Here is a 24351-nt window from a genome sequence, read left to right as displayed (position 1 = left end):
GTGGCGGCCCGTCGTCTTCAGCGGCTTTGCAGGAACTGGCGAATCCGCTCCGCCGCTTCGATACACTCGGCCAGCGGCGCAACCAGGGCCATGCGCACTCGACCAGCCCCTGGATTCACGCCGTTAACTTCACGCGAAAGGTATGAGCCTGGTACCACGGTCACATGCTGGGCCTCGAACAGGTCGCGGGTGAAGTCGGCGTCGCTGCCCGGGACCTTGGCCCACAGGTAGAAACTGCCATCCGGGCGCTGCACGTCCAGCACCGGTTGCAGGATGTCCAGCACGGCGTCGTACTTGGCGCGGTACTGGTCGCGGTTGTCGCGCACATGGGCTTCGTCCTGCCAGGCTGCGATGCTGGCCAGCTGGGTCTGAACCGGCATCGCGCAGCCGTGGTAGGTGCGGTACAGCAAAAACGGCTTGATGATCGAGGCGTCACCGGCCACGAAGCCCGAGCGCAGTCCTGGCAGGTTGGAGCGCTTGGACAGGCTGTGGAACACCACGCAGCGCTTGAAGTCGCAACGGCCAAGCTCGGCGCAAGCGGTCAGCAGGCCAGGTGGCGGGGCGTCCTCGTCGAAGTACAGCTCGCTGTAGCACTCGTCGGCGGCAATCACGAAGTCATGCTCGTCGGCCAGGGCGATCAGTTTCTTCAGGGTGTCCATTGGTACCAGGGCACCTGTCGGGTTGCCCGGGGAGCACAGGAAGAGGATTTGGCAGCGCTTCCAGACCTCGACCGGCACTGCGTCGAAGTCGGGGTTGAATCCGTTGGCTTCCAGGCAGGGCAAGTAGTGCGGCGTGGCCCCGGCCAGCAGGGCCGCGCCTTCGTAGATCTGGTAGAACGGGTTGGGGCTGACCACCAGGCCATCGTCGGCGCGGTTGACCACGGCCTGGGTGAAGGCGAACAGTGCCTCACGGGTGCCGTTCACCGGCAGGATGTGGCGGTCGGCGTCCAGCCAGCCGGTTGGCACGCCAAAGCGGCGCTCGCACCACTGGCCGATGGCCTGGCGCAATGCCGGCAGGCCGATGGTGCTCGGGTACACCGCCAGTTTGTCGAGGTTGTCGGCCATGGCCTTGGCGACGAAGGCCGGCGACTCGTGCTTCGGCTCGCCAATGGACAGGGCGATGGCGCGTTTGTCCGCGGCCGGTTTCACGCTGCCCAGCAGGGCACGGAGTTTCTCGAACGGGTAGGGCTGCAGCTGGGTCAAGGCATGATTCATCGGCGCAAGGTCTCGTCAATCGTTAAAAGGTCACGCGGGTGGGGCTGGCATCGCTGGCCTGGCCAGCCTGCAACTGCTGGACGATCGCTTCCTGCAGGCGGCTGCACAGTTGTGGGTCGGACAGCGGCTGGTTGTCGGCGTCGGTGATGAAGAACACGTCCTCGACCCGTTCGCCGAGGGTGGCGATCTTGGCGTTCTGCAGCGACAGGTCGAACTCCAGGAAGATCCGTCCGATCCGCGCCAGCAGGCCGGGGCGGTCGGGAGCGGTGATTTCCAGGATGGTCACCGGGCGCTGCGCATCGTTGTGGATGGTTACCTGCGGCGCGAAGGTGAAGTGCTTGAGCTGGCGCGGCACCCGGCGCTGGATGATGGTCGGGTAGTCCTCGGGGTTGCGCAGCGCTTCGGTCAGGCCATCGCGGATCTGCTTGACCCGCTGCGGGTTGTCGCCGATCGACCCGCCGTCGTTGTCGAGCACGATGTAGGTGTCGAGGGTGAACTGGCTGCTCGAGGTGATGATCCGGGCATCGTGGATGTTCAGGTTGAGCTGGGACATGGCCGCCACGGTCACGGCGAAGAAGTCGTGTTGGTCAGGGGCATAGATGAAGATCTGCGTCCCGCCCTCGAACTCGCGCTGGGTGGTTTCCTTGATCAACACCAGTGGCCCGCCGTCCGCCGGCTGCTGCAGGATCGCATCACTGTGCCAGGCCACGTCGGCGGCGGTATGGCGCAAGAAATAGTCATCGCCCAGCTGCGACCAGAGCTGCTCGACATCGTCCGGGTCGGTGCCTTCGCGCACCAGGATGTCCAGTGCTGCGGTCTGGGTCTGGCGAATCTGTTCTTCGCGATCCAGCGGGTTTTCCAGGCCCCTGCGCAGGGCACGCTTGGTCTCGGTGTAGAGCTGGCGCAGCAGGCTGGCGCGCCAAGAGTTCCACAGGCTGGGGTTGGTGGCGTTGATGTCGGCCACGGTCAGCACGTAGAGGTAGTCCAGGCGGGTTTCATCGCCGACATGCAGGGCGAAGTCATTGATCACCTGCGGGTCGGACAGGTCCTTGCGCTGGGCGGTGGTGGACATCACCAGGTGGTTCAGCACCAGCCAGGCGATCAGGCGGCTATCCCAGGCTGGGAGTTGGTGGCGCTCGCAGAAGGCCTTGGCGTCCACCGCGCCCAGTTCGGAGTGGTCGCCCTGGCGGCCTTTACCGATGTCATGGTAAAGGCCGGCCAGGTAGATGAGTTCGGGCTTGGGCAGTCGTCCCATGAGCTTGCTGGCCAGCGGGAATTTTTCGGACACTGGCGTGTACTGCAGCTTGCGCAGGTGCTTGATGAGGTTGAGCGTGTGGGCATCGACCGTATAGATATGGAACAGGTCATGCTGCATCTGCCCCACGATCAGGCCGAACTCCGGCAGATAGCGGCCAAGAATGCCGTAGCGGTTCATGCGCCGCAGGTTGCGGTGGATGCCGATTTCGCACTTGAACAGTTCGATGAACAGGCTGGTGTTGCGGATGTCGTGGCGGAACGTTTCGTCGATCAGGTGACGGTGCTCGCGCAGCAGGCGCACGGTGTCGGCGCGTACACCCTTGATTTCCGGGTGCTGGGCCATCAGCACGAAGATTTCCAGCATGGCGAAGGGCGTGCGTTTGAACACGTTCGCATTGACCGCTTCGATATAGCCGTCGTGCAGGCGGAAGCGCGCATTCAGAGGTTGCGTGGCGCCGCTGTCGTCATCGGCGAGGATCACTTCCTCGAAATGCTGGATGATCAGGTCGCACAACTGGCTGATGCTCATGACCACGCGGTAGTACTGCTGCATGAACTGCTCGATGGCCCGCTTGGGGTTCTCGTCGCTGTAGCCCAGTAGCGCGGCGATGCTGCGCTGGTGGTCGAACAGCAGGCGGTCCTCGGCGCGACCGGCCAGCATGTGCAGGGCGTAGCGCACCCTCCACAGGAAGTCCTGGGAGGACGCCAGCAGCTCGTTCTCGCTTTCCAGCAGGAAGCCTTCGCCGGCCAGGGCATGCAGGTTCAGCGTGCCGTACTGGCGTCGAGCCACCCACAGCACGGTCTGGATGTCGCGCAGGCCGCCGGGAGAACCTTTGACATTGGGTTCGAGGTTGTACTCGGTGTCGTTGTACTTGTGGTGGCGGGCCTTGAGTTCGGCGCGCTTGGCCAGGAAGAACTCCTTGCTCGGCCACATGTGTGCGGTGCTGGTGACGTCCAGCATGCGCTGACGCAGGCTCTCCGGGCCGGCAATGGTGCGGCTTTCCATCAGGTTGGTGATTACCGTCAGGTCGGCGCGGGCTTGTTCTGCGCATTCGTCGACGGTACGAACGCTCTGGCCAACTTCCAGGCCGATGTCCCACAACAGGGTGAGGAAGCGCTCGATGGCGTCGCGGTACTGTTCGTGTTCGGCGGCACCCAGCAGAATCAGCAGGTCGATGTCCGAATAGGGGTGCAGTTCACCGCGTCCATACCCACCCACTGCAACCAGGGCGATCCCGCTTTGGTCGCCCCAATCGAACTGGTTCCAGGCTTGTTGCAGGATGTTGTCGACGAGCCAGGCGCGATCCTCGATCAGTCGGCGGATTTCGCGGCCGCTGCGAAAACGCCGGTCAAGCACCTCGCCCGCCTGGCGGATGGCTTTCTTGAAGGCGGCGATAGGGCTCGCCTTGAGGGCCAGTTCCGCTTGGAACTGGCCGCGGTCGAACAGCTCGGGATCCACCTGGGGCATCGCGTCGCGTTCCTGTCTGAGTGTTTGCCTAGTGTGGGCTCAAGCCGAGGTGCGCGGGATGGTATCGTCCTTGCGCAGGGTGAAGATCTCGTAGCCGGTGGCGGTGACCACCAGGGTGTGTTCCCACTGGGCCGAGAGCTTGCGGTCCTTGGTGATGGCGGTCCAGCCGTCGCCCAATACCTTGGTGTCGGCCTTGCCCTGGTTGATCATCGGCTCGATGGTGAAGGTCATGCCTTCCTTGAGCTCCATGCCGGTGCCGGCCTTGCCGTAGTGCAGGATCTGCGGCTCTTCGTGGAACACCTTGCCGATGCCGTGGCCGCAGAACTCGCGCACCACCGAAAAGCCGTTCTTCTCGGCGTGCTTCTGGATGACCTCGCCGATGTCACCCAGGCGGCAGCCCGGCTTGACCAGCTCGATGGCCTTGTACATGCACTCTTGCGTCACCTTGGACAGGCGCTCGGCCCAGGGGGCGACGGTGCCGACGTGGAACATGCGGCTGGTATCGCCGTGGTAGCCATCCTTGATGACGGTCACGTCGATGTTGATGGTGTCACCGTCCTTGAGCGGCTTGTCGTTGGGAATGCCATGGCAGACGACGTGGTTGATCGAGGTGCAGATCGACTTGGGGTAGCCCTTGTAGTTGAGCGGGGCCGGGATGGCCTGCTGGACGTTGACGATGTAGTCGTGGCACAGGCGGTCCAGCTCCTCGGTGGTGACACCGGGCTTGACGTGCTCTTCGATCATTTCGAGCACTTCGGCGGCCAGGCGGCCGGCGATGCGCATCTTCTCGATGTCTTCTGCGGTCTTGATGGTGACGGTCATTGCAGGCTCTCTACGGCGCCATCGATGGCGCGAACAAACGGGAAAGGCCGGATTCTACCAGAGCAGGGCGGCAATCGGTCGGGATAAAGGCGGTCGTCCTGCTGTCTATAGAGGGCATTCTGGCCTGAAAGCCAGGGTGCTGCAAAAAACGCTGACGGACGAGACCTTATTCGGGTTCCGTTCGCCTGCGGTCTGTGGTATAAAATGCGCCGCTTTCGGGGACGACCCCGAGAGTACTAAACCCCACACACGTGTCGACACGATGGCCTGGGTGCCCCGACTCTTCGGAATCGCGGGTTGGTCATTGGGATACGTGGAGGCCCAACCCGACTTATCAAGGAACTATCATGTCCCAAGTCAATATGCGCGATATGCTGAAGGCCGGTGTGCACTTCGGCCACCAGACCCGTTACTGGAACCCGAAAATGGGCAAGTTCATTTTCGGCGCGCGTAACAAGATTCACATCATCAACCTGGAAAAAACCCTGCCGATGTTCAACGACGCTCTGTCGTTCGTAGAGCGCCTGGCCCAGGGCAAGAACAAGATCCTGTTCGTCGGCACCAAGCGTTCCGCCGGCAAGATCGTCGCCGAGCAAGCTGCTCGTTGCGGTTCGCCATACGTTGACCACCGTTGGTTGGGCGGCATGCTGACCAACTACAAAACCATCCGTGCTTCGATCAAGCGTCTGCGCGACCTGGAAACCCAGGCCGAAGATGGCACCTTCGCCAAGCTGACCAAGAAAGAAGCCCTGATGCGCACCCGTGATCTGGAAAAGCTGGATCGCAGCCTGGGCGGTATCAAGGACATGGGCGGCCTGCCTGATGCCCTGTTCGTGATCGACGTTGAGCACGAGCGCATTGCTATCACCGAAGCCAACAAGCTGGGCATCCCGGTCATCGGCGTTGTCGATACCAACAGCAGCCCGGAAGGTGTTGATTTCGTCATCCCAGGTAACGACGACGCCATTCGCGCCATCGAGCTGTACATGACTTCGATGGCTGACGCCGTCATCCGCGGCCGCAACAACGTTGCTGGCGGCACCGAAGTCTACGCTGAAGAAGCGGCTGCACCTGCTGCTGAGTAATTGACGCTTAGCGTCTGACTTGGCACGCAAAAAGGGGGCTTGGCCCCCTTTTTGCCACCTTGAAATCCTGCTGTCAGCAACGGCCCCGCATCATGGGTCGCTGACGATAAAAGCAGTGGATTTGCAGAATTGAACGCCCGTCACAAGCGGGTGGAATGGTTGAAAAACTTTCCAAGAGGATTTTGAAATGGCAGCAATTACTGCAGCGCTGGTCAAAGAACTGCGCGAGCGTACCGGCGAAGGCATGATGGATTGCAAAAAGGCCCTGGAAAAGGCCGGCGGCGACATCGAGAAAGCCATTGACGACATGCGTGCCTCGGGCGCCATCAAGGCCGCCAAGAAGGCTGGCAACGTTGCCGCCGAAGGCGCCATCGCCGTCAAGACCGACGGCAAGGCCGCTGTCCTGCTGGAAGTGAACTCGCAGACCGACTTCCTGGCCCTGCAAGATGACTTCAAGGCCTTCGTTGCTGAAAGCATCGAAGAAGCTTTCGCTCAGAAGCTGACCGACGCCGCTCCGCTGATCGCTTCGCGCGAATCAGCTCGTGAAGCCCTGGTTGCCAAGTGCGGCGAAAACGTCAACATCCGTCGCCTGGTGCGCGTTGAAGGTGACGTTGTCGGTGCTTACCTGCACGGTAACAAGATCGGCGCAGCCGTTGTTCTGAAAGGCGGTGACGTTGAACTGGCCAAGAACATCGCCATGCACGTCGCAGCTTCGAACCCAGAGTTCCTGCTGCCTTCGGAAGTTTCCCCTGAAGCCATCGAGCGTGAGAAGGGCGTCTTCCTGCAGCTGAACGCTGACAAGATCGCTGGCAAGCCAGAAAACATCGTCGAGAACATGATCAAGGGTCGTATCTCGAAGTTCCTGGCCGAAGCTTCGCTGGTCGAGCAAGCTTTCGTCATGAACCCAGAAGTCAAAGTTGGCGAGCTGGCCAAGAAAGCCGGTGCTGAAATCGTTTCCTTCACCTACTTCAAAGTCGGCGAAGGCATCGAGAAGCCAGTCGACAACTTCGCTGAAGAAGTTGCCGCTCAGGTCGCTGCCGCCAAGCAGTAAGACAGACTCGTCTGTCGCCCCAAAGAGGCTGCCCGCTCACGCGCGCAGCCTCTTTGTCAAAACGGAGACGGGTTTATCGAACCGGTCTCTGCTGGCACCAAAACGGTGCCACGCTACAGTTAGCAGGCTGCAAACAGCCCGCACGGAATTTTCTACAGTACGCCGCAGGAGAGACTCGCAATGGCTCAGCAGGTGAGTGGTCGCCAACCTCGCTATAAACGCATTTTGCTCAAACTTAGCGGCGAGGCCCTGATGGGCTCGGAAGACTTCGGGATCGACCCGAAGGTGCTGGATCGCATGGCCCTGGAAGTCGGCCAATTGGTCGGTATCGGCGTCCAGGTTGGCCTGGTGATCGGCGGTGGTAACCTGTTCCGCGGCGCCGCGCTCAGTGCAGCCGGCATGGATCGCGTCACCGGTGACCACATGGGTATGCTGGCCACCGTGATGAACGCCCTGGCCATGCGCGACGCCTTGGAGCGTTCGAACATCCCGGCCCTGGTCATGTCGGCCATTTCCATGGTCGGTGTCACCGATCATTACGATCGTCGCAAAGCTATTCGCCACCTCAACTCCGGGGATGTGGTAATTTTCTCCGCCGGTACCGGCAATCCGTTCTTCACCACCGACTCCGCAGCCTGCCTGCGCGCCATCGAAATCGATGCCGACGTTGTGCTGAAGGCGACCAAGGTCGATGGTGTGTACACTGCCGATCCATTCAAGGATCCGCATGCCGAGAAGTTCGATCACCTGACCTACGACGAGGTTCTGGATCGCAAGCTCGGCGTTATGGATCTGACCGCAATCTGCCTGTGCCGCGACCACAAGATGCCATTGCGGGTATTCAACATGAACAAGCCTGGCGCCCTGCTGAATATCGTGGTGGGTGGCGCTGAAGGTACTTTGATCGAGGAAGGCGAAGCATGATCAACGACATCAAGAAAGACGCTCAGGAGCGCATGACCAAGTCCATCGAGGCCCTGGGTCGCAACCTGGCGGCGATCCGCACCGGTCGCGCCCACCCAAGCATTCTGGACAGCGTCAAGGTCCCTGCGTGGGGCAGCGAGATGCCGCTGAACCAGGTGGCCGCGATCACCGTCGAAGACGCCCGTACCCTGAAGATCGTCGCCCACGACAAGAACCTCAGCGCCGCCATCGAGAAGGCGATCCTGACCTCCGACCTGGGCCTGAACCCCTCCAGCGCCGGCACCACCATCCGTGTTCCGATGCCTGCCCTGACCGAGGAAACCCGCAAGGGTTACACCAAGCAGGCCAGCGGCGTCGCCGAAGATGCCAAGGTGGCGGTACGTAACGTTCGTCGTGACGCACTCGCCGACCTGAAGAAGCTGACCAAGGACAAGGAAATCAGCGAAGACGAAGAACGCCGCGCTGCGGACGAGATCCAGAAGCTGACCGACAAGTTCGTCGCCGAAATCGACGCTGCGTTCAAAGCCAAGGAAAAGGACCTTATGGCCGTCTAAGGCCGAGGTTTTTTAATGGAAAAGACCAAGCTGGCGGCACTGTCTTCGGTGCCGCGTCACGTCGCGATCATCATGGATGGCAACAATCGCTGGGCGAAGAAGCGTCTGTTGCCCGGCGTTGCCGGGCACAAGGCGGGCGTCGACGCCGTTCGTGCGGTCATCGAAGTGTGCGCGCAGTCCGGGGTCGAGGTGCTGACCCTGTTCGCGTTCTCCAGCGAGAACTGGCAGCGTCCGGCCGATGAGGTAGGGGCGCTGATGGAGTTGTTCTTCTCGGCCCTGCGTCGTGAGGCCAAGCGGCTGAACGAGAACAACATCAGCTTGCGCATCATCGGTGATCGCTCGCGTTTCCATCCTGAGCTGCAGGCGGCCATGCGTGAAGCCGAGGCGCTGACTGCGGGCAACAACCGCTTCATCCTGCAGATCGCCGCCAATTATGGCGGTCAATGGGATATCGCCCAGGCCGCCCAGCGCCTGGCCCGTGAAGTCCAGGCCGGCCACCTGCGTCCGGAGGACATCACGCCTGACTTGTTGCAGACTTGCCTGGCGACGGGGGAGCTGCCTTTGCCCGACCTGTGCATTCGCACCGGCGGCGAGCACCGCATCAGCAACTTCCTGCTTTGGCAGCTGGCTTATGCCGAGCTGTATTTCTCCGACCTCTATTGGCCGGACTTCAAACACGAGGCCATGCGCAACGCGTTGGCCGATTTCGCTTCGCGCCAGCGCCGCTTCGGTAAGACCAGCGAGCAGGTCGAGGCTGGAGCTCGTGCTTAATGCTTAAACAACGCATCATTACTGCGCTGATCCTGCTGCCGGTCGCGCTGGGCGGCTTTTTCCTGCTCAACGGCGGGGATTTCGCCCTGTTCATCGGCTTCGTGGTCACCCTTGGTGCCTGGGAGTGGGCGCGCCTGGCCGGGCTGATGGCCCAGCCGCTGCGTATTGCCTACGCCGCCGTGGTTGCCGGGGCGCTGATGCTGCTCTACCTGATGCCCGACCTTGCGCCCTGGGTGCTGGGTGCGGCGGTGATCTGGTGGGGGCTGGCCACCTGGCTGGTGCTCACCTACCCACGCAGCAGCGAGCTTTGGGCCAGCGCCGCCTGCCGATTGCTGATCGGCTTGCTGGTGCTGCTGCCGGCCTGGCAAGGGCTGGTCTTGCTCAAGCATTGGCCGTTGGGCAACTGGTTGATCCTGTCGGTCATGGTGCTGGTCTGGGCGGCCGATATCGGGGCTTATTTCTCCGGGCGTGCTTTCGGCAAGCGCAAGCTGGCTGCGCAGGTCAGCCCAGGCAAGAGCTGGGAAGGCGTCTATGGCGGTCTGGCCCTGTGCCTGCTCATCACCCTGGTGGTGGGTATCAGCCGGGACTGGAGCTTCGGCCAGATCGTCCTGGGGCTGCTGGGCGCTGCGGTAGTGGTCATGTCCTCGGTAGTGGGTGACCTGACCGAGAGCATGTTCAAGCGCCGCTCGGGCATCAAGGACAGCAGCAACCTGCTGCCAGGTCACGGCGGCGTGCTCGATCGCATCGACAGCCTGACGGCGGCGATCCCGATCTTCGCGGTGCTGCTGTGGGCGGCTGAATGGGGTGTGATGTGAGTACGCTGCAACGCATTACCGTACTCGGCGCTACCGGGTCCATTGGCCTTAGCACGCTGGATGTGATCGCTCGCCATCCCGAGCGCTATCGGGTGTTCGCGCTCAGCGGTTATTCGCGTATCGACGAGTTGCTGGCACTGTGCGTTCGCCATGATCCGGTCTATGCAGTGGTGCCGGATGCAGAAAGTGCTGCGCGTCTGCGCGAGGGCCTGGCTGCCGCGCGCTGTGCCACCGAAGTGCTCGAGGGCGAGGCGGGGCTGTGTCAGGTCGCGGCGGCGCAGGAAGTCGATGCGGTGATGGCCGCTATCGTCGGCGCCGCTGGGTTGCGTCCGACCTTGGCTGCCGTCGAGGCAGGCAAGAAGGTGTTGCTGGCCAACAAGGAAGCCTTGGTGATGTCCGGCGCACTGTTCATGGATGCGGTGCGGCGCAGTGGCGCTGTGCTGTTGCCCATCGACAGTGAACACAATGCCATTTTCCAGTGCCTGCCCGGCGACTACGGTCGTGGGCTGGTTCAGGTCGGGGTGCGGCGCATCCTCCTGACGGCGTCGGGCGGCCCATTCCGCGAGACGCCCCAGGCGGCCCTGGCCAATGTCACGCCGGAGCAGGCCTGTGCCCACCCTAACTGGTCCATGGGGCGCAAGATTTCCGTGGACTCGGCCAGCATGATGAACAAGGGCCTGGAGCTGATCGAAGCATGCTGGTTGTTCGATGCAGCGCCGGCCAAGGTCGAAGTGGTGGTTCACCCGCAGAGCGTGATCCACTCGTTGGTGGATTATGTCGACGGTTCGGTGCTGGCCCAGCTGGGCAATCCAGACATGCGCACGCCCATAGCAAACGCCCTGGCCTGGCCCGAGCGGATCGACTCCGGGGTAGCCCCGCTGGACTTGTTCGCCATCGCTCGTCTGGATTTCCAGGCGCCCGACGAACAACGCTTCCCTTGCTTGCGCCTGGCGCGGCAGGCTGCCGAGGCGGGCAACAGTGCGCCTGCCGTGCTCAATGCGGCCAACGAAGTGGCGGTCGAGGCATTTCTCCAGCGGCGCATCCGCTTTCCAGAAATCGCGAGTATGATCGAACAGGTGCTTGACCAGGAGCCAGTGGTCTCGCTGCCGTCGCTGGATGCGGTGTTCGCTGCCGACCAGCGCGCCCGGGAACTGTCCCGTGAGTGGTTGAGGCGCCACGGCCGCTGATGCAGGCCTTGCTCCAGGTTCCGCTGAACGTCATTCGGAGATGGATATGACTGCGCTCTACATGATTATCGGCACCCTGGTGGCCTTGGGTGTATTGGTCACTTTCCACGAGTTCGGCCACTTCTGGGTGGCCCGACGCTGTGGCGTCAAGGTGCTGCGCTTCTCCGTGGGGTTCGGCACACCGTTGATTCGCTGGCATGACCGCCATGGCACCGAGTTCGTGGTGGCGGCGATCCCGCTGGGCGGCTACGTCAAGATGCTCGACGAACGCGAGGGTGAAGTGCCGCCAGCGCTGATCGAGCAGTCGTTCAATCGCAAATCCGTCCGTCAGCGTATTGCCATCGTGGCGGCGGGGCCGATCGCCAACTTCCTGCTGGCCATTTTCTTCTTCTGGCTGCTGGCCATGCTCGGCACCCAGCAGATCCGTCCGGTCATCGGTGCGGTCGAGTCCGGTAGCCTGGCGGCTTCGGCGGGCTTGGTCGCTGGTCAGGAAATCGTATCCATCGACGGAAAACCGACCAGTGGCTGGTCGGCAGTCAACCTGCAGCTGGTTCGGCGCCTGGGCGAGAGCGGCACCCTGCAAGTCGGCGTGCGCGACGAAGGAGCCACGGTCGAGCGTCAGTACCAGATCACGCTCGCGGGTTGGCTCAAGGGCGCCGACGAGCCGGACCCGATCCAGTCCCTGGGCTTGCGTCCATGGCGTCCGGCCATTTCGCCGGTTCTGGCTGAAATCGATCCAAAGGGGCCGGCCGCAGCGGCCGGGCTCAAAAGTGGTGACAAATTGTTGGCCGTCGATGGCGTGACGGTGAGCGACTGGCAGCACGTGGTCGACACCGTGCGCGCACGCCCCGAAGCCAGGGTGGTGCTGCGTGTGGAGCGTGATGGCGCGCCGCTGGACGTCCCGGTGACGCTGGCCCGGCGCGGCGAAGGCAAAGCCTCCGGCGGCTACCTGGGGGCAGGAGTCAAGGGCGCCGAATGGCCCGCCAGCATGCTGCGCGAAGTCAGCTATGGCCCGCTCGAGGCAGTGGGCGAGGGCTTGTCGCGCACCTGGAACATGAGTGTGCTAACCCTCGAATCGCTAAAGAAAATGCTGTTCGGGGAGCTCTCGGTAAAAAACTTGAGCGGACCGATAACCATTGCTAAAGTGGCGGGCGCTTCGGCCCAGTCCGGCGTGGGGGATTTCCTGAATTTCCTGGCCTACCTGAGCATAAGCCTGGGGGTTCTTAACCTGCTGCCCATCCCGGTACTGGATGGGGGGCATTTGCTGTTTTACCTGGTCGAGTGGGCGCGCGGTCGTCCGCTGTCGGATCGGGTGCAAGGTTGGGGGGTCCAGATCGGTATCAGTTTGGTCATTGGGGTGATGTTGCTCGCCCTGATCAACGATCTGGGTCGACTATAAAAGATTCGCTCAATTGCGAACCTGCCGTTTTCATACGGCGGGTGGTTTATTGCCAGTTGGAATAAAAGGACTTCATGAAACGTCTGCTGCTAACTGCGGTCCTCTCCGCACTGATGATCGCTGAAGTTCACGCCGAGTCCTTCACCATCTCCGATATTCGTGTCAACGGCCTGCAGCGGGTGTCCGCCGGCAGCGTCTTTGGCGCCTTGCCCCTGAACGTGGGCGATCAGGCCGATGACCGACGCCTGGTGGAATCCACCCGCTCGCTGTTCAAGACCGGTTTCTTCCAGGACATCCAGCTGAACCGCGACGGCAATGTCCTGATCATCAACGTGGTCGAGCGCCCCTCGGTGTCGAGCATCGAGATCGAAGGCAACAAGGCGATCAGCACCGAAGACCTGATGAAGGGCCTGAAGCAGTCGGGCCTGGCCGAAGGCGAGATCTTCCAGCGAGCCACCCTCGAAGGCGTGCGTAACGAACTGCAGCGCCAGTACGTGGCCCAGGGCCGCTACTCGGCCGAGGTCGACGCCGAGGTGGTGCCGCAGCCGCGCAACCGTGTGGCGTTGAAGATCAAGATCAACGAAGGCACCGTGGCGGCCATCCAGCACATCAACATCGTCGGCAACACCGTGTTCGACGATGAAGAGCTGGCGCAGCTGTTCGAGCTCAAGACCACCAACTGGCTGTCGTTCTTCAAGAACGACGACAAGTATGCCCGCGAGAAGCTCTCCGGTGACTTGGAACGCCTGCGTTCCTACTACCTGGACCGCGGCTACATCAACATGGACATCGCCTCCACCCAGGTGTCCATCACCCCGGACAAGAAGCACGTCTACATCACGGTCAACGTCAACGAGGGCGAGAAGTACACCGTCCGTGACGTGAAGCTGTCGGGTGACCTGAAGGTGCCGGAAGACCAGGTCAAGTCGCTGCTGCTGGTGCAGCCGGGCCAGGTGTTCTCGCGCAAGGTCATGACCACCACCTCCGACCTGATCACCCGCCGCCTGGGTAACGAGGGCTACACTTTCGCCAACGTCAACGGCGTGCCTCAGCCGCACGACGAAGACCACACCGTGGACATCATGTTCGTGGTCGACCCGGGCAAGCGTGCCTACGTCAACCGCATCAACTACCGCGGCAACACCAAGACCGAAGACGAAGTGCTGCGTCGCGAGATGCGCCAAATGGAAGGTGGCTGGGCGTCGACCTACCTGATCGACCAGTCCAAGACCCGCCTGGAACGTCTGGGCTTCTTCAAGGAAGTCAACGTCGAGACCCCACCGGTGCCAGGCACCGATGACCAGGTCGACGTCAACTACAGCGTCGAGGAACAGGCCTCCGGCTCGATCACCGCCAGCGTCGGTTTTGCCCAGAGCGCCGGCCTGATCCTGGGAGGCTCGATCAGCCAGACCAACTTCCTGGGTACCGGTAACAAGGTGTCCATCGGCCTGACCCGTTCGGAATACCAGACCCGCTACAACTTCGGCTTCGTGGACCCCTACTTCACTGCCGACGGCGTCAGCCTGGGCTACAACGCCTTCTATCGCAGCACCGACTACGATGACCTCGACGTCGACGTGGCCAGCTATGCGGTCGACAGCCTGGGTGCCGGTGTCAGCCTCGGCTACCCGATCAGCGAAACTTCGCGCCTGACCTACGGCCTGACCGTGCAGCAGGACAAGATCAAGACTGGCCGTTACACCGTCGACGAGATCTTCGATTTCCTCGAGCAGGAAGGCGACAACTTCCTGAACTTCAAGGCCTCGGTCGGTTGGTCCGAGTCGACCCTGAACAAAGGCGTGCTGGCGACCCGTGGTCACTCCCAGAGCCTGACCTTCGAGACGACTGTTCCTGGCAGCGACCTGTCGTTCTACAAGCTCGACTACCGCGGCCAGCTGTTCAAGCCGATCACCAACGACTACACCCTGCGCCTGCACACTGAATTGGGCTATGGTGATGGTTTCGGTGGTACTTCCGGCCTGCCATTCTATGAAAACTACTACGCGGGTGGTTTCAACTCCGTACGTGGCTTCAAGGACAGCAGCCTGGGTCCGCGCAGTACCCCGAGCGACGGTACCAACCCGGGCACCGTGAAAGACCCGGACCAGGACCCGCTGCCGTTCGGTGGCAACGTGTTGGTCCAGGGTGGTGTCGAGTTGCTGTTCCCGCTGCCATTCGTGAAGGACCAGCGTTCGCTGCGCACCTCCGTGTTCTGGGACGTGGGTAACGTGTTCGATACCAACTGCGGCAGCAAGCCTGACTGCGAGAAGGTTGGCTTCTCCGGCATGGCCAGCTCGGTCGGCCTGGGTGTCACCTGGATCACTGCCCTGGGCCCGTTGAGCTTCAGCCTGGCAATGCCGGTCAAGAAGCCGGACGACGCCGATACCCAGGTGTTCCAATTCTCTCTGGGCCAGACCTTCTAAGGTCGGCCCTTGCTTAACGACAACGGTTTATCCAGGAGTGCATCGTGCGTAAGTTGACTCAACTGGCCGTAGTGGCCGCGGCGCTGGTCGCCACCCCGGCTTTCGCCGAAATGAAGGTTGCCGTGCTGAACTATCAGATGGCCCTGCTCGAATCCGATGCCGCCAAGAAGTACGCGGTTGATGCCGAGAAGAAGTTCGGCCCGCAACTGACCAAGCTCAAGTCCCTGGAAAGCAGCGCCAAAGGTATCCAGGACCGCCTGATCAAAGGCGGCGACAAAATGCAGCAGCAGGAGCGTGAGCGCCTGGAGCTCGAATTCAAGCAGAAAGCCCGTGACTTCCAGTTCCAGTCCAAAGAACTGAACGAAGCCAAGGCCGTTGCTGACCGCGACATGCTCAAGCAGCTCAAGCCGAAGCTCGATGGTGCCGTCGAGGAAGTGATCAAGAAGGGCGGTTACGACCTGGTTCTGGAGCGCGGTGCGGTCATCGATGTCAAACCTCAGTACGACATCACCCGCCAAGTCATCGAGCGCATGAACCAAGCCCGTTGATATGACCGTGACCATGACGCTCGGCCAGTTGGCCGAAGCGCTCGGGGCGACCCTCAAGGGGCCCGAGGCGCTGCAAATTACCGGACTGGCCACCTTGCAGGAGGCCGGACCTGGTCAATTGAGCTTCCTTGCCAATCCGCAGTACCGCAAATACCTGGATAACAGCCAGGCAGCGGCGGTATTGCTGAAGGCCGCGGACGCCGAAGGCTTTGCCGGTAACGCCCTGATCGTGGCCGACCCGTACCTTGCCTACGCGCGCATTTCCCACCTGTTCGATCCCAAGCCCAAGGCTGAGGCGGGTATTCATCCCAGCGCCGTGGTGGCAGAGGATGCCCAGGTGGATGCCAGTGCCAGCATCGGGCCATTCGTGGTCATCGAGAGCGGTGCGCGTATTGGTGCCAATGTGAGCATCGGTGCGCACTGTGTGATTGGTGCGCGCAGCGTGGTGGGCGAGGGCGGCTGGTTGGCGCCGCGCGTCACCCTGTACCACGATGTGACCATTGGCAAGCGTGTGGTCATTCAGTCAGGCGCGGTGATCGGAGGTGAAGGCTTCGGCTTTGCCAACGAGAAGGGTGTCTGGCGCAAGATTGCCCAGATTGGCGGCGTCACCATTGGTGATGACGTGGAAATTGGCGTCAATACCGCGGTCGACCGTGGTGCGCTGTCCGATACGCGCATCGCCGATGGCGTCAAGCTCGACAATCAGATCCAGATCGCCCACAACGTGCAGATCGGCGAACACACGGCCATGGCGGCCTGTGTCGGGATTTCCGGCAGCACGCGTATTGGCAAGCACTGCACCATCGCCGGTGGCGTCGGCATGGTTGGCCATATCGATGTCTGCGACAACGTATTCGTGTCTGGAATGACCATGGTCACCCGTTCGATCACTGAACCGGGCGCCTATTCTTCCGGCACGGCCATGCAGCCGTTGGCTGACTGGCGCAAGAGTGCGGCGCGTATTCGCCAGCTGGACGACATGTCCAAGCGTCTCCAGCAGTTGGAAAAACGTGTCGATACCGTGACCTCAGGTGATCAGCCGGCATCAGAAGGCTGATACCATTTCCTGAGCGAGCGTGAACAGTCGCTAGCTGGCTCCTCTTTGGATTTGCAAAAGGAGCGTGTGGTCAGCACCTGCGCTCCCTATTCTTATTACAGGCTTCCCCCCGAAATGATGGACATCAACGAGATTCGCGAATACCTGCCTCACCGTTACCCGTTCCTGCTGGTGGACCGAGTGACGGATTTGGACTTCGAGGCCCAGAGCATTCGTGCCTACAAGAATGTCAGCATCAACGAGCCGTTTTTCAATGGCCATTTCCCGGCGCACCCCATCATGCCGGGCGTTTTGATCATCGAGGCCATGGCCCAGGCGGCCGGCATTCTCGGTTTCAAGATGCTCGACGCCAAGCCGGCCGATGGCACGCTGTACTATTTCGTCGGTTCCGACAAATTGCGTTTCCGTCAGCCGGTATTGCCGGGTGATCAACTGGTGCTGGAGGCCAAGTTCCTCAGCCGCAAGAGCATGATCTGGAAGTTCGAATGCCGTGCGCTGGTCGACGGCAAGCCGGTCTGCTCGGCAGAGATCACCTGCGCGGAACGTTCCCTATGAGTTCGATTGATCCTCGGGCGATCATCGACCCGTCGGCCAAGTTGGCCGACGGTGTCGAAGTCGGCCCTTGGTCGATCGTAGGCCCCGATGTCGAAATCGGGGAGGGTACTGTCATTGGTCCGCACGTGGTGGTCAAAGGACCAACCCGTATCGGCAAGCACAACCGTATCTACCAGTTTTCCTCGATCGGCGAAGACACCCCGGACCTCAAGTACAAGGGCGAGCCGACGCGACTGGTGATCGGTGATCACAACGTGATCCGTGAAGGCGTGACCATCCACCGCGGTACCGTGCAGGACCGTTCGGAAACCACGCTCGGCGACCACAACCTGATCATGGCCTATGCCCACATTGGTCACGACAGCGTCATCGGCAACCATTGCATCCTGGTCAACAACACCGCGTTGGCTGGCCATGTGCATGTGGGCGACTGGGCGATCCTGTCGGGCTACACCTTGGTGCATCAGTACTGCCACATCGGGGCGCACGCGTTTTCCGGCATGGGTACGGCGATTGGCAAGGACGTCCCTGCCTTCGTCACGGTGTTCGGCAGCCCCGCCGAAGCCCGCAGCATGAACTTCGAGGGCATGCGTCGGCGCGGCTTCAGTGACGAGGTCATCCACGCCCTGCGCCGTGCCTACAAGGTCGTTTACCGCCAGGGCCTTACCGTTGAAGAAGCGGTCAAGGAACTGGAAGAACTGGCGGGGCAACACCCTGAGGTCGAGCTGTTCCGCCAGTCGATCCTGAACTCCGCTCGCGGCATCACTCGCTGACATGGCGCAGCTCTGTGTAGCGTTGGTCGCGGGTGAGGCCAGCGGCGACATTCTCGGTTCTGGCCTGATGCGCGCGCTCAAGGCGCGCCATCCTGACGTCCGCTTCATCGGTGTCGGCGGTCCGCTGATGGAGGCCGAAGGCCTGCAGTCTTACTTCCCCATGGAACGCCTGGCGGTCATGGGGTTGGTCGAGGTGCTTGGCCGCCTGCGCGAGCTGCTCAAGCGGCGCAAGGAACTGATCCAGACCCTGATTGCGCAGAAGCCCGACGTATTCATCGGTATCGACGCGCCTGACTTCACGCTCAACATCGAGTTGAAGCTGCGTCAGGCGGGTATCAAGACCGTGCACTACGTCAGCCCTTCGGTCTGGGCCTGGCGGCAGAAGCGTGTGCTGAAGATCCGCGAAGGCTGCGACCTGATGCTGACCCTGCTGCCCTTTGAGGCGCGGTTCTACGAAGAGCAGGGCGTGCCGGTGCGTTTCGTCGGTCATCCGTTGGCAGATACCATCCCGCTCGAGGCCGATCGACAGGCCGCGCGCGCTTCCCTCGGCCTGGCCGATGGTCCGCTGGTCGCCTTGATGCCGGGGAGCCGTGGAGGCGAAGTGGGGCGCTTGGGGGCATTGTTCCTCGATACTGCCCAGCTTCTACGCGACCGCATCCCGGGGGTGCGTTTCGTCCTGCCGTGCGCCAATCCCGCGCGCCGTGCCCAGATCGAACAGATGCTGGAGGGCCGTGACCTGCCGCTGATGCTGCTGGACGGCCAGTCGCATGTGGCGCTGGCGGCCTGCGATGCGGTGCTGATCGCGTCGGGCACAGCCACCCTTGAAGCACTTCTGTACAAGCGGCCCATGGTTGTGGCCTACCGCCTGGCGCCTTTGACCTTCTGGATCCTCAAGCGCCTGGTGAAGAGCCCCTACGTATCGTTGCCCAACCTGCTGGCCCAGCGCGAACTGGTGCCGGAACTCCTGCAGGATGCCGCGACGTGTGAAGCCCTGGCCCAGGCCTTGGTGCCGTTGGTCGCCGATGGCAGCCGACAGACCGAAGGTTTCGACGAGATTCACCGCACCCTGCGCCGCGACGCTTCCAACCAGGCCGCCGACGCGGTGCTGGCTTTGCTCAAGGACCGCTGACATGCAGATTGGATTGGATTTCAACCTGGTCGAAGACTTGGTGGCGGGTGTCGACGAAGTGGGACGTGGGCCGCTGTGTGGCGCGGTCGTCACCGCTGCGGTGATTCTCGACCCGCAACGCCCGATTCTGGGTCTGAACGATTCCAAGAAGCTTACCGAGGCCAAGCGCGAAGCGCTGTTCGATGAGATCTGCGAAAAAGCCCTGAGTTTCTGTATTGCCCGTGCCGAAGTCGAAGAAATCGACCGGTTGAACATTCTTCAGGCCACCATGCTCGCCATGCAGCGTGCGGTCGAAGGCTTGAGCGTCACGCCCAAGCTCGCGCTGATCGATGGCAACCGTTGCCCCAGGCTGGCCGTGCCCGCCGCGCCGGTAGTGAAGGGCGATAGCCAGGTGCCGGCCATCGCCGCGGCGTCGATCCTGGCCAAGGTCACGCGCGATCGCGAGATGAGCGCTTTCGAGCTGATCTATCCCGGTTACGGAATTGGCGGGCACAAGGGCTATCCGACGCCGGTGCACCTGGAGGCACTTGCGCGCCTTGGGCCTACGCCCATCCACCGGCGTTCCTTCGCGCCGGTTCGCGCGGCCTGGGAAGCCCGTGAAGGCCTCACTGACTCACTGATCTAACACATTGGGGCCGCACAGCGGCCCCAATCGTTTCCCTCTCATTTACGTTACAATCCCGCCCTTGTCGTCAAGCTCTGCTACAGGATCATCCATGTCGGTTCCCTTCGTTCACCTGCGCGTACACTCCGAATTCTCGCTGGTCGACGGCCTGGTGCGGATCAAGCCGCTGGCCAAGGCGCTGGCCGGGATGAACATGCCCGCGGTGGCGATCACTGACCAGAGCAACATGTGCTCGCTGGTCAAGTTCTACAAGACTGCCATGGGCGCCGGGATCAAGCCGATCTGCGGCGCCGACCTGTGGCTGGCCGGAGCCGATCCCGAGGCGCCGCTGTCGCGCATCTGCTTCCTGGCCATGAACCCCAAGGGTTACCGCAACCTGACGGAGTTGATCTCGCGGGGTTGGACCGAAGGCCAACGTAACGGCCTGGTGATTCTCCAGCGCGACTGGATCGCCCCGGCCAGTGAGGGCGTGATCGCCCTGTCCGCTGGCAAGGAGGGCGACATCGGTATGGCCCTGATGGCTGGTCGGAATGAAGAAGCCGAGGCCCTGCTGCGCGACTGGATGGGCATGTTCCCCGAGCGTTTCTACGTCGAAGTGCAGCGCACCAACCGCGCAGGTGACGAGGAGTACGTGCATGCCGCCGTGGCCCTGGCCGACAAGCTCGGGGCGCCGCTGGTGGCGACCAACGACGTGCGTTTCATCAAGCAGTCCGACTTCGACGCCCACGAGACCCGCGTCTGCATCGGCGAGGGCTGGACCCTGGATGACCCACGTCGTCCCCGCAATTACAGCGACCAGCAGTACCTCAAGAGCGCAGAGGAAATGGTCGAGCTGTTCAGCGACCTGCCGGATGCCGTCGCCAACACCGTCGAGATCGCCAAGCGTTGCAATATCCAGGTACAGCTGGGCAAGTACTTCTTGCCGGACTTCCCGACCCCCAACGGCATGGGCATCGACGACTACCTGCGCCACGTCTCCCATGAAGGCCTGGAAGAGCGCCTGGCGGTGCTCTGGCCGAAAGAGACCACGCCCAACTATGAAGAGAAGCGTCAGGTTTACCTGGACCGCCTGAAATTCGAGCTGGATATCATCATCCAGATGGGCTTCCCCGGTTACTTCCTGATCGTTATGGACTTCATCAAGTGGGCCAAGAACAATGGCGTGCCGGTCGGCCCGGGCCGGGGTTCGGGTGCTGGCTCGCTGGTGGCCTATGTACTGAAGATTACCGACCTCGACCCGCTGGCCTACGACCTGCTGTTCGAGCGTTTCCTCAACCCTGAACGTATTTCCATGCCCGACTTCGACGTCGACTTCTGCATGGATGGCCGTGACCGGGTGATCGACTATGTGGCCGAAGCCTATGGGCGCAACGCGGTGAGCCAGATCATCACCTTCGGTACCATGGCGGCCAAGGCGGTGGTGCGCGACGTGGCGCGGGTCCAGGGCAAGTCCTACGGTCTGGCGGATCGCTTGTCGAAGATGATCCCGTTCGAAGTGGGCATGACGCTGGAGAAGGCCTACGAGCAGGAAGAAATCCTGCGTGACTTCCTCAAGGGCGACGAGGATGCCCGTGAGATCTGGGACATGGCCCTGAAGCTGGAGGGGGTCACCCGCGGCACTGGTAAGCACGCCGGTGGTGTGGTTATCGCGCCCACCAAACTCACTGATTTTTCGCCGATCGCCTGTGATGAAGAAGGCGGCGGCCTGGTTACCCAGTTCGACAAGGACGACGTCGAAGCTGCCGGCCTGGTGAAGTTCGACTTCCTCGGCCTGCGTACCCTGACCATCATCAAATGGGCAATGGAGACCATCAACCGCGAGCAGGCCAAGAAGAACCTGCCGGACGTCAACATCGACTTCATCCCTCTGGATGACCGCAAGACCTACGAGCTGTTGCAGAAGGCCGAAACCACGGCGGTTTTCCAGCTCGAATCCCGTGGCATGAAGGAGCTGATCAAGAAGCTCAAGCCCGACTGCCTGGAAGATTTGATCGCACTGGTGGCCCTGTTCCGACCGGGCCCGCTGCAATCGGGCATGGTGGATGACTTCATCAACCGCAAGCACGGTCGCGCCGAGCTGGCCTACCCGCACCCGGACTACCAGTACGAGGGCCTGCAGCCGGTACTGGCGCCGACATACGGCATCATCCTGTACCAGGAACAGGTGATGCAGATCGCTCAGGTCATGGCGGGCTACACCCTCGGTGGTGCGGACATGCTGCGTCGAGCCATGGGTAAGAAAAAGCCCGAAGAAATGGCCAAGCAGCGCGGCGGCTTCATCGAAGGTTGTGCCAATAACGGTATCGATGCTGATCTTGCGGGTAACATCTTTGACCTTGTAGAGAAGTTCGCAGGTTACGGCTTCAACAAATCCCACTCCGCCGCCTACGGCCTGGTGTCCTACCAGACCGCTTGGCTCAAGACGCATTATCCTGCGCCGTTCATGGCTGCGGTCCTGTCGGCGGATATGCACAACACCGACAAGGTGGTGGTGCTGATCGAGGAAGTGCGCAGCATGAAGCTGCGCCTCGATGCGCCGGACGTGAACAACTCCGACTTCAAGTTCACCGTGAACGATGACGGTCGCATCGTCTACGGCCTGGGGGCGATCAAAGGCGTGGGCGAGGGGCCGGTGGAGGCCATCGTCGAGGCGCGCGCCCAGGGCGGTCCCTTCAGGGACTTGTTCGATTTCTGTGAACGCGTCGACCTCAAGCGTGTCAACAAGCGGACCCTGGATGCGCTGATCCGCAGTGGTGCGCTCGATCGCCTCGGTCCGTACTTCCACGACGAGATCAAGGCCTACCAGGCCAACATCGATCGCAACCGCGCGACCTTGCTGGCCGCGCTGGAGGAAGCCATCAAGTCTGCCGAGCAAACGGCCCGTACCGCCGACAGCGGTCACGTCGACCTGTTCGGCGGGTTGTTCGTCGAGGAAGACTCCGACGTCTACGCCAATCACCGCAAGGTGCGTGAGCTGACGCTCAAGGAACGCCTAAAGGGCGAGAAGGACACCCTCGGCCTGTACCTGACAGGCCATCCGATCGATGAGTACGAAAGCGAAATTCGTCGCTTTGCCCGTCAACGCATCATCGACCTCAAGCCGTCGCGCGAGCCCCAGACCATCGCCGGCATGATCGTTGCTTTGCGGGTGATGAAGAACAAGAAGGGCGACAAGATGGGCTTCGTGACCCTGGATGACCGTTCAGGGCGTATCGAGGCCTCGTTGTTCGCCGACGCCTTCATGGCGGCCCAGTCGTTGCTGCAGGCCGATGCCATGGTGGTGGTGGAAGGAGAAGTCAGCAACGACGACTTCTCCGGTGGCCTGCGTTTGCGGGTCAAGCAAGTGATGACCATGGAGGACGCACGCACCAAACTGGCCGAAAGCCTGCGCCTGAAGGTGGCCCATGACGCGCTCAAGGGCGACCGGCTGAAGTGGCTGGGTGAACTGATCACCCGCCATCGCGGTGGTTGCCCCATTACCCTCGAGTACACCGGCAGCGATGCCAAGGCTATGCTGCAGTTCGCCGACGAGTGGGCGATCGACCCGGCCGATGGCTTGATTCAAGCGCTGCGTGACCAGTTCGGGCGTGAGAACGTCTTCCTGCAATATCGTTGAACCGACCTAATTTAATCTCGACCTGAATGCGCCTGATCCCTTAAGGTAGGGCGCCAAACGGATCAACCGGCCGGCCGCCTGGCCGTAGACCCAAGACGGATGACTATGAACCCGAACTTCCTCGATTTCGAACAGCCGATTGCCGACCTGCAAGCCAAGATCGAAGGGTTGCGCCTGGTGGGTAACGACAATTCGCTGAACATCAGCGATGAAATTGCCCGTCTGCAAGACAAGAGCAACACCCTGACCGAAAGCATTTTCGGCAACCTGACCAGCTGGCAGATCGCCCGTCTGGCCCGTCACCCGCGTCGTCCTTATACCCTGGACTACCTCGAGCACATCTTCACCGAGTTCGAAGAGCTGCACGGTGACCGCCACTTCGCCGATGACGCTGCCATCGTCGGTGGTACCGCACGTCTGGATGGCAAGCCGGTGATGGTCATCGGTCACCAGAAAGGCCGCGAAGTGCGCGAGAAGGTGCGCCGCAATTTCGGTATGCCGCGTCCGGAAGGCTACCGCAAGGCCTGCCGCCTGATGGAGATGGCCGAACGCTTCAAGATGCCGATTCTCACCTTCATCGACACCCCGGGTGCCTACCCAGGTATCGACGCCGAAGAGCGCAACCAGAGCGAAGCCATCGCCTGGAACCTGCGTGTCATGGCGCGCCTGAAAACCCCGATCATCGCCACGGTGATTGGTGAGGGCGGTTCCGGTGGCGCGTTGGCCATCGGTGTGTGCGACCAGCTGAACATGCTGCAGTACTCCACCTACTCGGTCATCTCGCCGGAAGGTTGCGCCTCGATTCTGTGGAAGACCGCCGACCGCGCAGCCGACGCGGCCGAGGCCATGGGTGTCACCGCAGAACGCCTGAAGAGCCTGAACATCGTCGACAAGGTCATCGAGGAACCGCTGGGCGGCGCCCACCGTGACCCGGTGAAGATGTCCGAAAGCATCCGTGCCGACCTGATCCAGCAGCTGGACATGCTCGGCAAGCTCGACAACGACGCGCTGCTGGCGCGCCGTTATGAGCGTCTGATGAGCTACGGTCTCTGATAGACCCGGGGCTCTGGAAGCCTTG

20 protein-coding genes are annotated in these 24351 nt (G+C 61.9%); 17 read left to right on the top strand and 3 right to left on the bottom strand.

What is annotated here, in order from left to right; genetic code table 11:
• Positions 1 to 17 precede the first annotated feature (17 nt).
• Genes dapC through map form a run of 3 tightly spaced genes read right to left on the bottom strand, consistent with a single transcriptional unit; the run spans position 18 to position 4761 of the window.
• Positions 18 to 1214, bottom strand: coding sequence for a succinyldiaminopimelate transaminase (dapC, locus tag P3R38_RS19220; protein ID WP_277686510.1), 1197 nt, complete (start codon positions 1212 to 1214; stop codon positions 18 to 20).
• A gap of 22 nt (positions 1215 to 1236) precedes the next feature.
• Complete coding sequence (locus tag P3R38_RS19215) at positions 1237 to 3939, bottom strand: [protein-PII] uridylyltransferase (protein WP_023381976.1); 2703 nt, start codon at positions 3937 to 3939, stop codon at positions 1237 to 1239.
• A gap of 39 nt (positions 3940 to 3978) precedes the next feature.
• Positions 3979 to 4761 carry a type I methionyl aminopeptidase gene (gene map / locus P3R38_RS19210; RefSeq protein ID WP_023381975.1) on the bottom strand — a complete coding sequence of 261 codons (783 nt, stop codon included), beginning with the start codon at positions 4759 to 4761 and terminating at the stop codon, positions 3979 to 3981.
• 347 nt (positions 4762 to 5108) lie between these two features.
• Between map and rpsB the strand changes: the two genes are divergently transcribed.
• From rpsB to accA, 17 genes are all read left to right on the top strand, one after another.
• Positions 5109 to 5846: a 30S ribosomal protein S2 gene (gene rpsB / locus P3R38_RS19205; protein WP_023381974.1), complete on the top strand. Its 738-nt coding sequence runs from the start codon at positions 5109 to 5111 to the stop codon at positions 5844 to 5846.
• Positions 5847 to 6033: 187 nt separating this feature from the next.
• Positions 6034 to 6897 carry a translation elongation factor Ts gene (tsf, locus tag P3R38_RS19200; protein WP_023381973.1) on the top strand — a complete coding sequence of 288 codons (864 nt, stop codon included), beginning with the start codon at positions 6034 to 6036 and terminating at the stop codon, positions 6895 to 6897.
• Between the two features lie 180 nt (positions 6898 to 7077).
• Entirely contained in the window at positions 7078 to 7821 is a 744-nt protein-coding gene (gene pyrH / locus P3R38_RS19195) for a UMP kinase (RefSeq protein ID WP_023381972.1), read from the top strand.
• The gene (frr, locus tag P3R38_RS19190) at positions 7818 to 8375 is read left to right on the top strand and encodes a ribosome recycling factor (protein WP_023381971.1); all 558 of its coding nucleotides are present in this window, start codon (positions 7818 to 7820) and stop codon (positions 8373 to 8375) included. The genes pyrH and frr overlap by 4 nt, the downstream gene beginning before the upstream one ends.
• 15 nt (positions 8376 to 8390) lie before the next feature.
• Positions 8391 to 9146, top strand: coding sequence for a polyprenyl diphosphate synthase (uppS, locus tag P3R38_RS19185; protein ID WP_023381970.1), 756 nt, complete (start codon positions 8391 to 8393; stop codon positions 9144 to 9146).
• The gene (locus P3R38_RS19180) at positions 9146 to 9961 is read left to right on the top strand and encodes a phosphatidate cytidylyltransferase (protein WP_023381969.1); all 816 of its coding nucleotides are present in this window, start codon (positions 9146 to 9148) and stop codon (positions 9959 to 9961) included. The genes uppS and P3R38_RS19180 overlap by 1 nt, the downstream gene beginning before the upstream one ends.
• Entirely contained in the window at positions 9958 to 11148 is a 1191-nt protein-coding gene (gene ispC, locus P3R38_RS19175) for a 1-deoxy-D-xylulose-5-phosphate reductoisomerase (protein WP_023381968.1), read from the top strand. Before P3R38_RS19180 ends, ispC begins: the two co-directional genes overlap by 4 nt.
• Before the next feature lie 46 nt (positions 11149 to 11194).
• Positions 11195 to 12547: an RIP metalloprotease RseP gene (gene rseP, locus P3R38_RS19170; protein ID WP_023381967.1), complete on the top strand. Its 1353-nt coding sequence runs from the start codon at positions 11195 to 11197 to the stop codon at positions 12545 to 12547.
• Between the two features lie 74 nt (positions 12548 to 12621).
• A complete protein-coding gene (bamA, locus tag P3R38_RS19165) occupies positions 12622 to 14970 on the top strand; it encodes an outer membrane protein assembly factor BamA (RefSeq protein WP_023381966.1) in 2349 nt (782 codons plus the stop codon).
• A gap of 44 nt (positions 14971 to 15014) precedes the next feature.
• Positions 15015 to 15518 (top strand): OmpH family outer membrane protein, encoded by a 504-nt coding sequence (locus P3R38_RS19160; RefSeq protein ID WP_015269197.1) that lies wholly within the window; start codon positions 15015 to 15017, stop codon positions 15516 to 15518.
• Position 15519: 1 nt separating this feature from the next.
• A complete protein-coding gene (gene lpxD / locus P3R38_RS19155; protein ID WP_023381965.1) occupies positions 15520 to 16575 on the top strand; it encodes a UDP-3-O-(3-hydroxymyristoyl)glucosamine N-acyltransferase in 1056 nt (351 codons plus the stop codon).
• A gap of 114 nt (positions 16576 to 16689) precedes the next feature.
• Entirely contained in the window at positions 16690 to 17130 is a 441-nt protein-coding gene (fabZ, locus tag P3R38_RS19150; protein ID WP_003252314.1) for a 3-hydroxyacyl-ACP dehydratase FabZ, read from the top strand.
• A complete protein-coding gene (lpxA, locus tag P3R38_RS19145) occupies positions 17127 to 17903 on the top strand; it encodes an acyl-ACP--UDP-N-acetylglucosamine O-acyltransferase (protein WP_023381964.1) in 777 nt (258 codons plus the stop codon). Before fabZ ends, lpxA begins: the two co-directional genes overlap by 4 nt.
• A gap of 1 nt (position 17904) precedes the next feature.
• A complete protein-coding gene (gene lpxB, locus P3R38_RS19140) occupies positions 17905 to 19032 on the top strand; it encodes a lipid-A-disaccharide synthase (protein ID WP_023381963.1) in 1128 nt (375 codons plus the stop codon).
• Between the two features lies 1 nt (position 19033).
• Positions 19034 to 19657 (top strand): ribonuclease HII, encoded by a 624-nt coding sequence (gene rnhB / locus P3R38_RS19135; RefSeq protein ID WP_023381962.1) that lies wholly within the window; start codon positions 19034 to 19036, stop codon positions 19655 to 19657.
• 91 nt (positions 19658 to 19748) lie between these two features.
• Complete coding sequence (gene dnaE / locus P3R38_RS19130) at positions 19749 to 23273, top strand: DNA polymerase III subunit alpha (RefSeq protein ID WP_023381961.1); 3525 nt, start codon at positions 19749 to 19751, stop codon at positions 23271 to 23273.
• A 105-nt stretch (positions 23274 to 23378) separates the two neighbouring features.
• On the top strand, positions 23379 to 24326 hold the full coding sequence (gene accA / locus P3R38_RS19125) for an acetyl-CoA carboxylase carboxyl transferase subunit alpha (protein WP_023381960.1): 948 nt from the start codon (positions 23379 to 23381) through the stop codon (positions 24324 to 24326).
• Positions 24327 to 24351 lie beyond the last annotated feature (25 nt).

Origin of the sequence: Pseudomonas sp. NyZ480 (assembly GCF_029537255.1) — a bacterium.
GTDB lineage: Bacteria > Pseudomonadota > Gammaproteobacteria > Pseudomonadales > Pseudomonadaceae > Aquipseudomonas > Aquipseudomonas taiwanensis.
Note: the sequence above shows the minus strand (reverse complement) of the source record. Positions and strands in the feature narration are given on the sequence as shown.

Bases quoted from the DNA above. Each gene is read 5' to 3' on its own strand.
- dapC (WP_277686510.1), bottom strand. From the start codon at position 1,214: ATGAATCATGCCTTGACCCAGCTGCAGCCCTACCCGTTCGAGAAACTC.
- P3R38_RS19215 (WP_023381976.1), bottom strand. From the start codon at position 3,939: ATGCCCCAGGTGGATCCCGAGCTGTTCGACCGCGGCCAGTTCCAAGCG.
- map (WP_023381975.1), bottom strand. From the start codon at position 4,761: ATGACCGTCACCATCAAGACCGCAGAAGACATCGAGAAGATGCGCATC.
- rpsB (WP_023381974.1), top strand. From the start codon at position 5,109: ATGTCCCAAGTCAATATGCGCGATATGCTGAAGGCCGGTGTGCACTTC.
- tsf (WP_023381973.1), top strand. From the start codon at position 6,034: ATGGCAGCAATTACTGCAGCGCTGGTCAAAGAACTGCGCGAGCGTACC.
- pyrH (WP_023381972.1), top strand. From the start codon at position 7,078: ATGGCTCAGCAGGTGAGTGGTCGCCAACCTCGCTATAAACGCATTTTG.
- frr (WP_023381971.1), top strand. From the start codon at position 7,818: ATGATCAACGACATCAAGAAAGACGCTCAGGAGCGCATGACCAAGTCC.
- uppS (WP_023381970.1), top strand. From the start codon at position 8,391: ATGGAAAAGACCAAGCTGGCGGCACTGTCTTCGGTGCCGCGTCACGTC.
- P3R38_RS19180 (WP_023381969.1), top strand. From the start codon at position 9,146: ATGCTTAAACAACGCATCATTACTGCGCTGATCCTGCTGCCGGTCGCG.
- rseP (WP_023381967.1), top strand. From the start codon at position 11,195: ATGACTGCGCTCTACATGATTATCGGCACCCTGGTGGCCTTGGGTGTA.
- bamA (WP_023381966.1), top strand. From the start codon at position 12,622: ATGAAACGTCTGCTGCTAACTGCGGTCCTCTCCGCACTGATGATCGCT.
- lpxD (WP_023381965.1), top strand. From the start codon at position 15,520: ATGACCGTGACCATGACGCTCGGCCAGTTGGCCGAAGCGCTCGGGGCG.
- fabZ (WP_003252314.1), top strand. From the start codon at position 16,690: ATGATGGACATCAACGAGATTCGCGAATACCTGCCTCACCGTTACCCG.
- lpxA (WP_023381964.1), top strand. From the start codon at position 17,127: ATGAGTTCGATTGATCCTCGGGCGATCATCGACCCGTCGGCCAAGTTG.
- lpxB (WP_023381963.1), top strand. From the start codon at position 17,905: ATGGCGCAGCTCTGTGTAGCGTTGGTCGCGGGTGAGGCCAGCGGCGAC.
- rnhB (WP_023381962.1), top strand. From the start codon at position 19,034: ATGCAGATTGGATTGGATTTCAACCTGGTCGAAGACTTGGTGGCGGGT.
- dnaE (WP_023381961.1), top strand. From the start codon at position 19,749: ATGTCGGTTCCCTTCGTTCACCTGCGCGTACACTCCGAATTCTCGCTG.
- accA (WP_023381960.1), top strand. From the start codon at position 23,379: ATGAACCCGAACTTCCTCGATTTCGAACAGCCGATTGCCGACCTGCAA.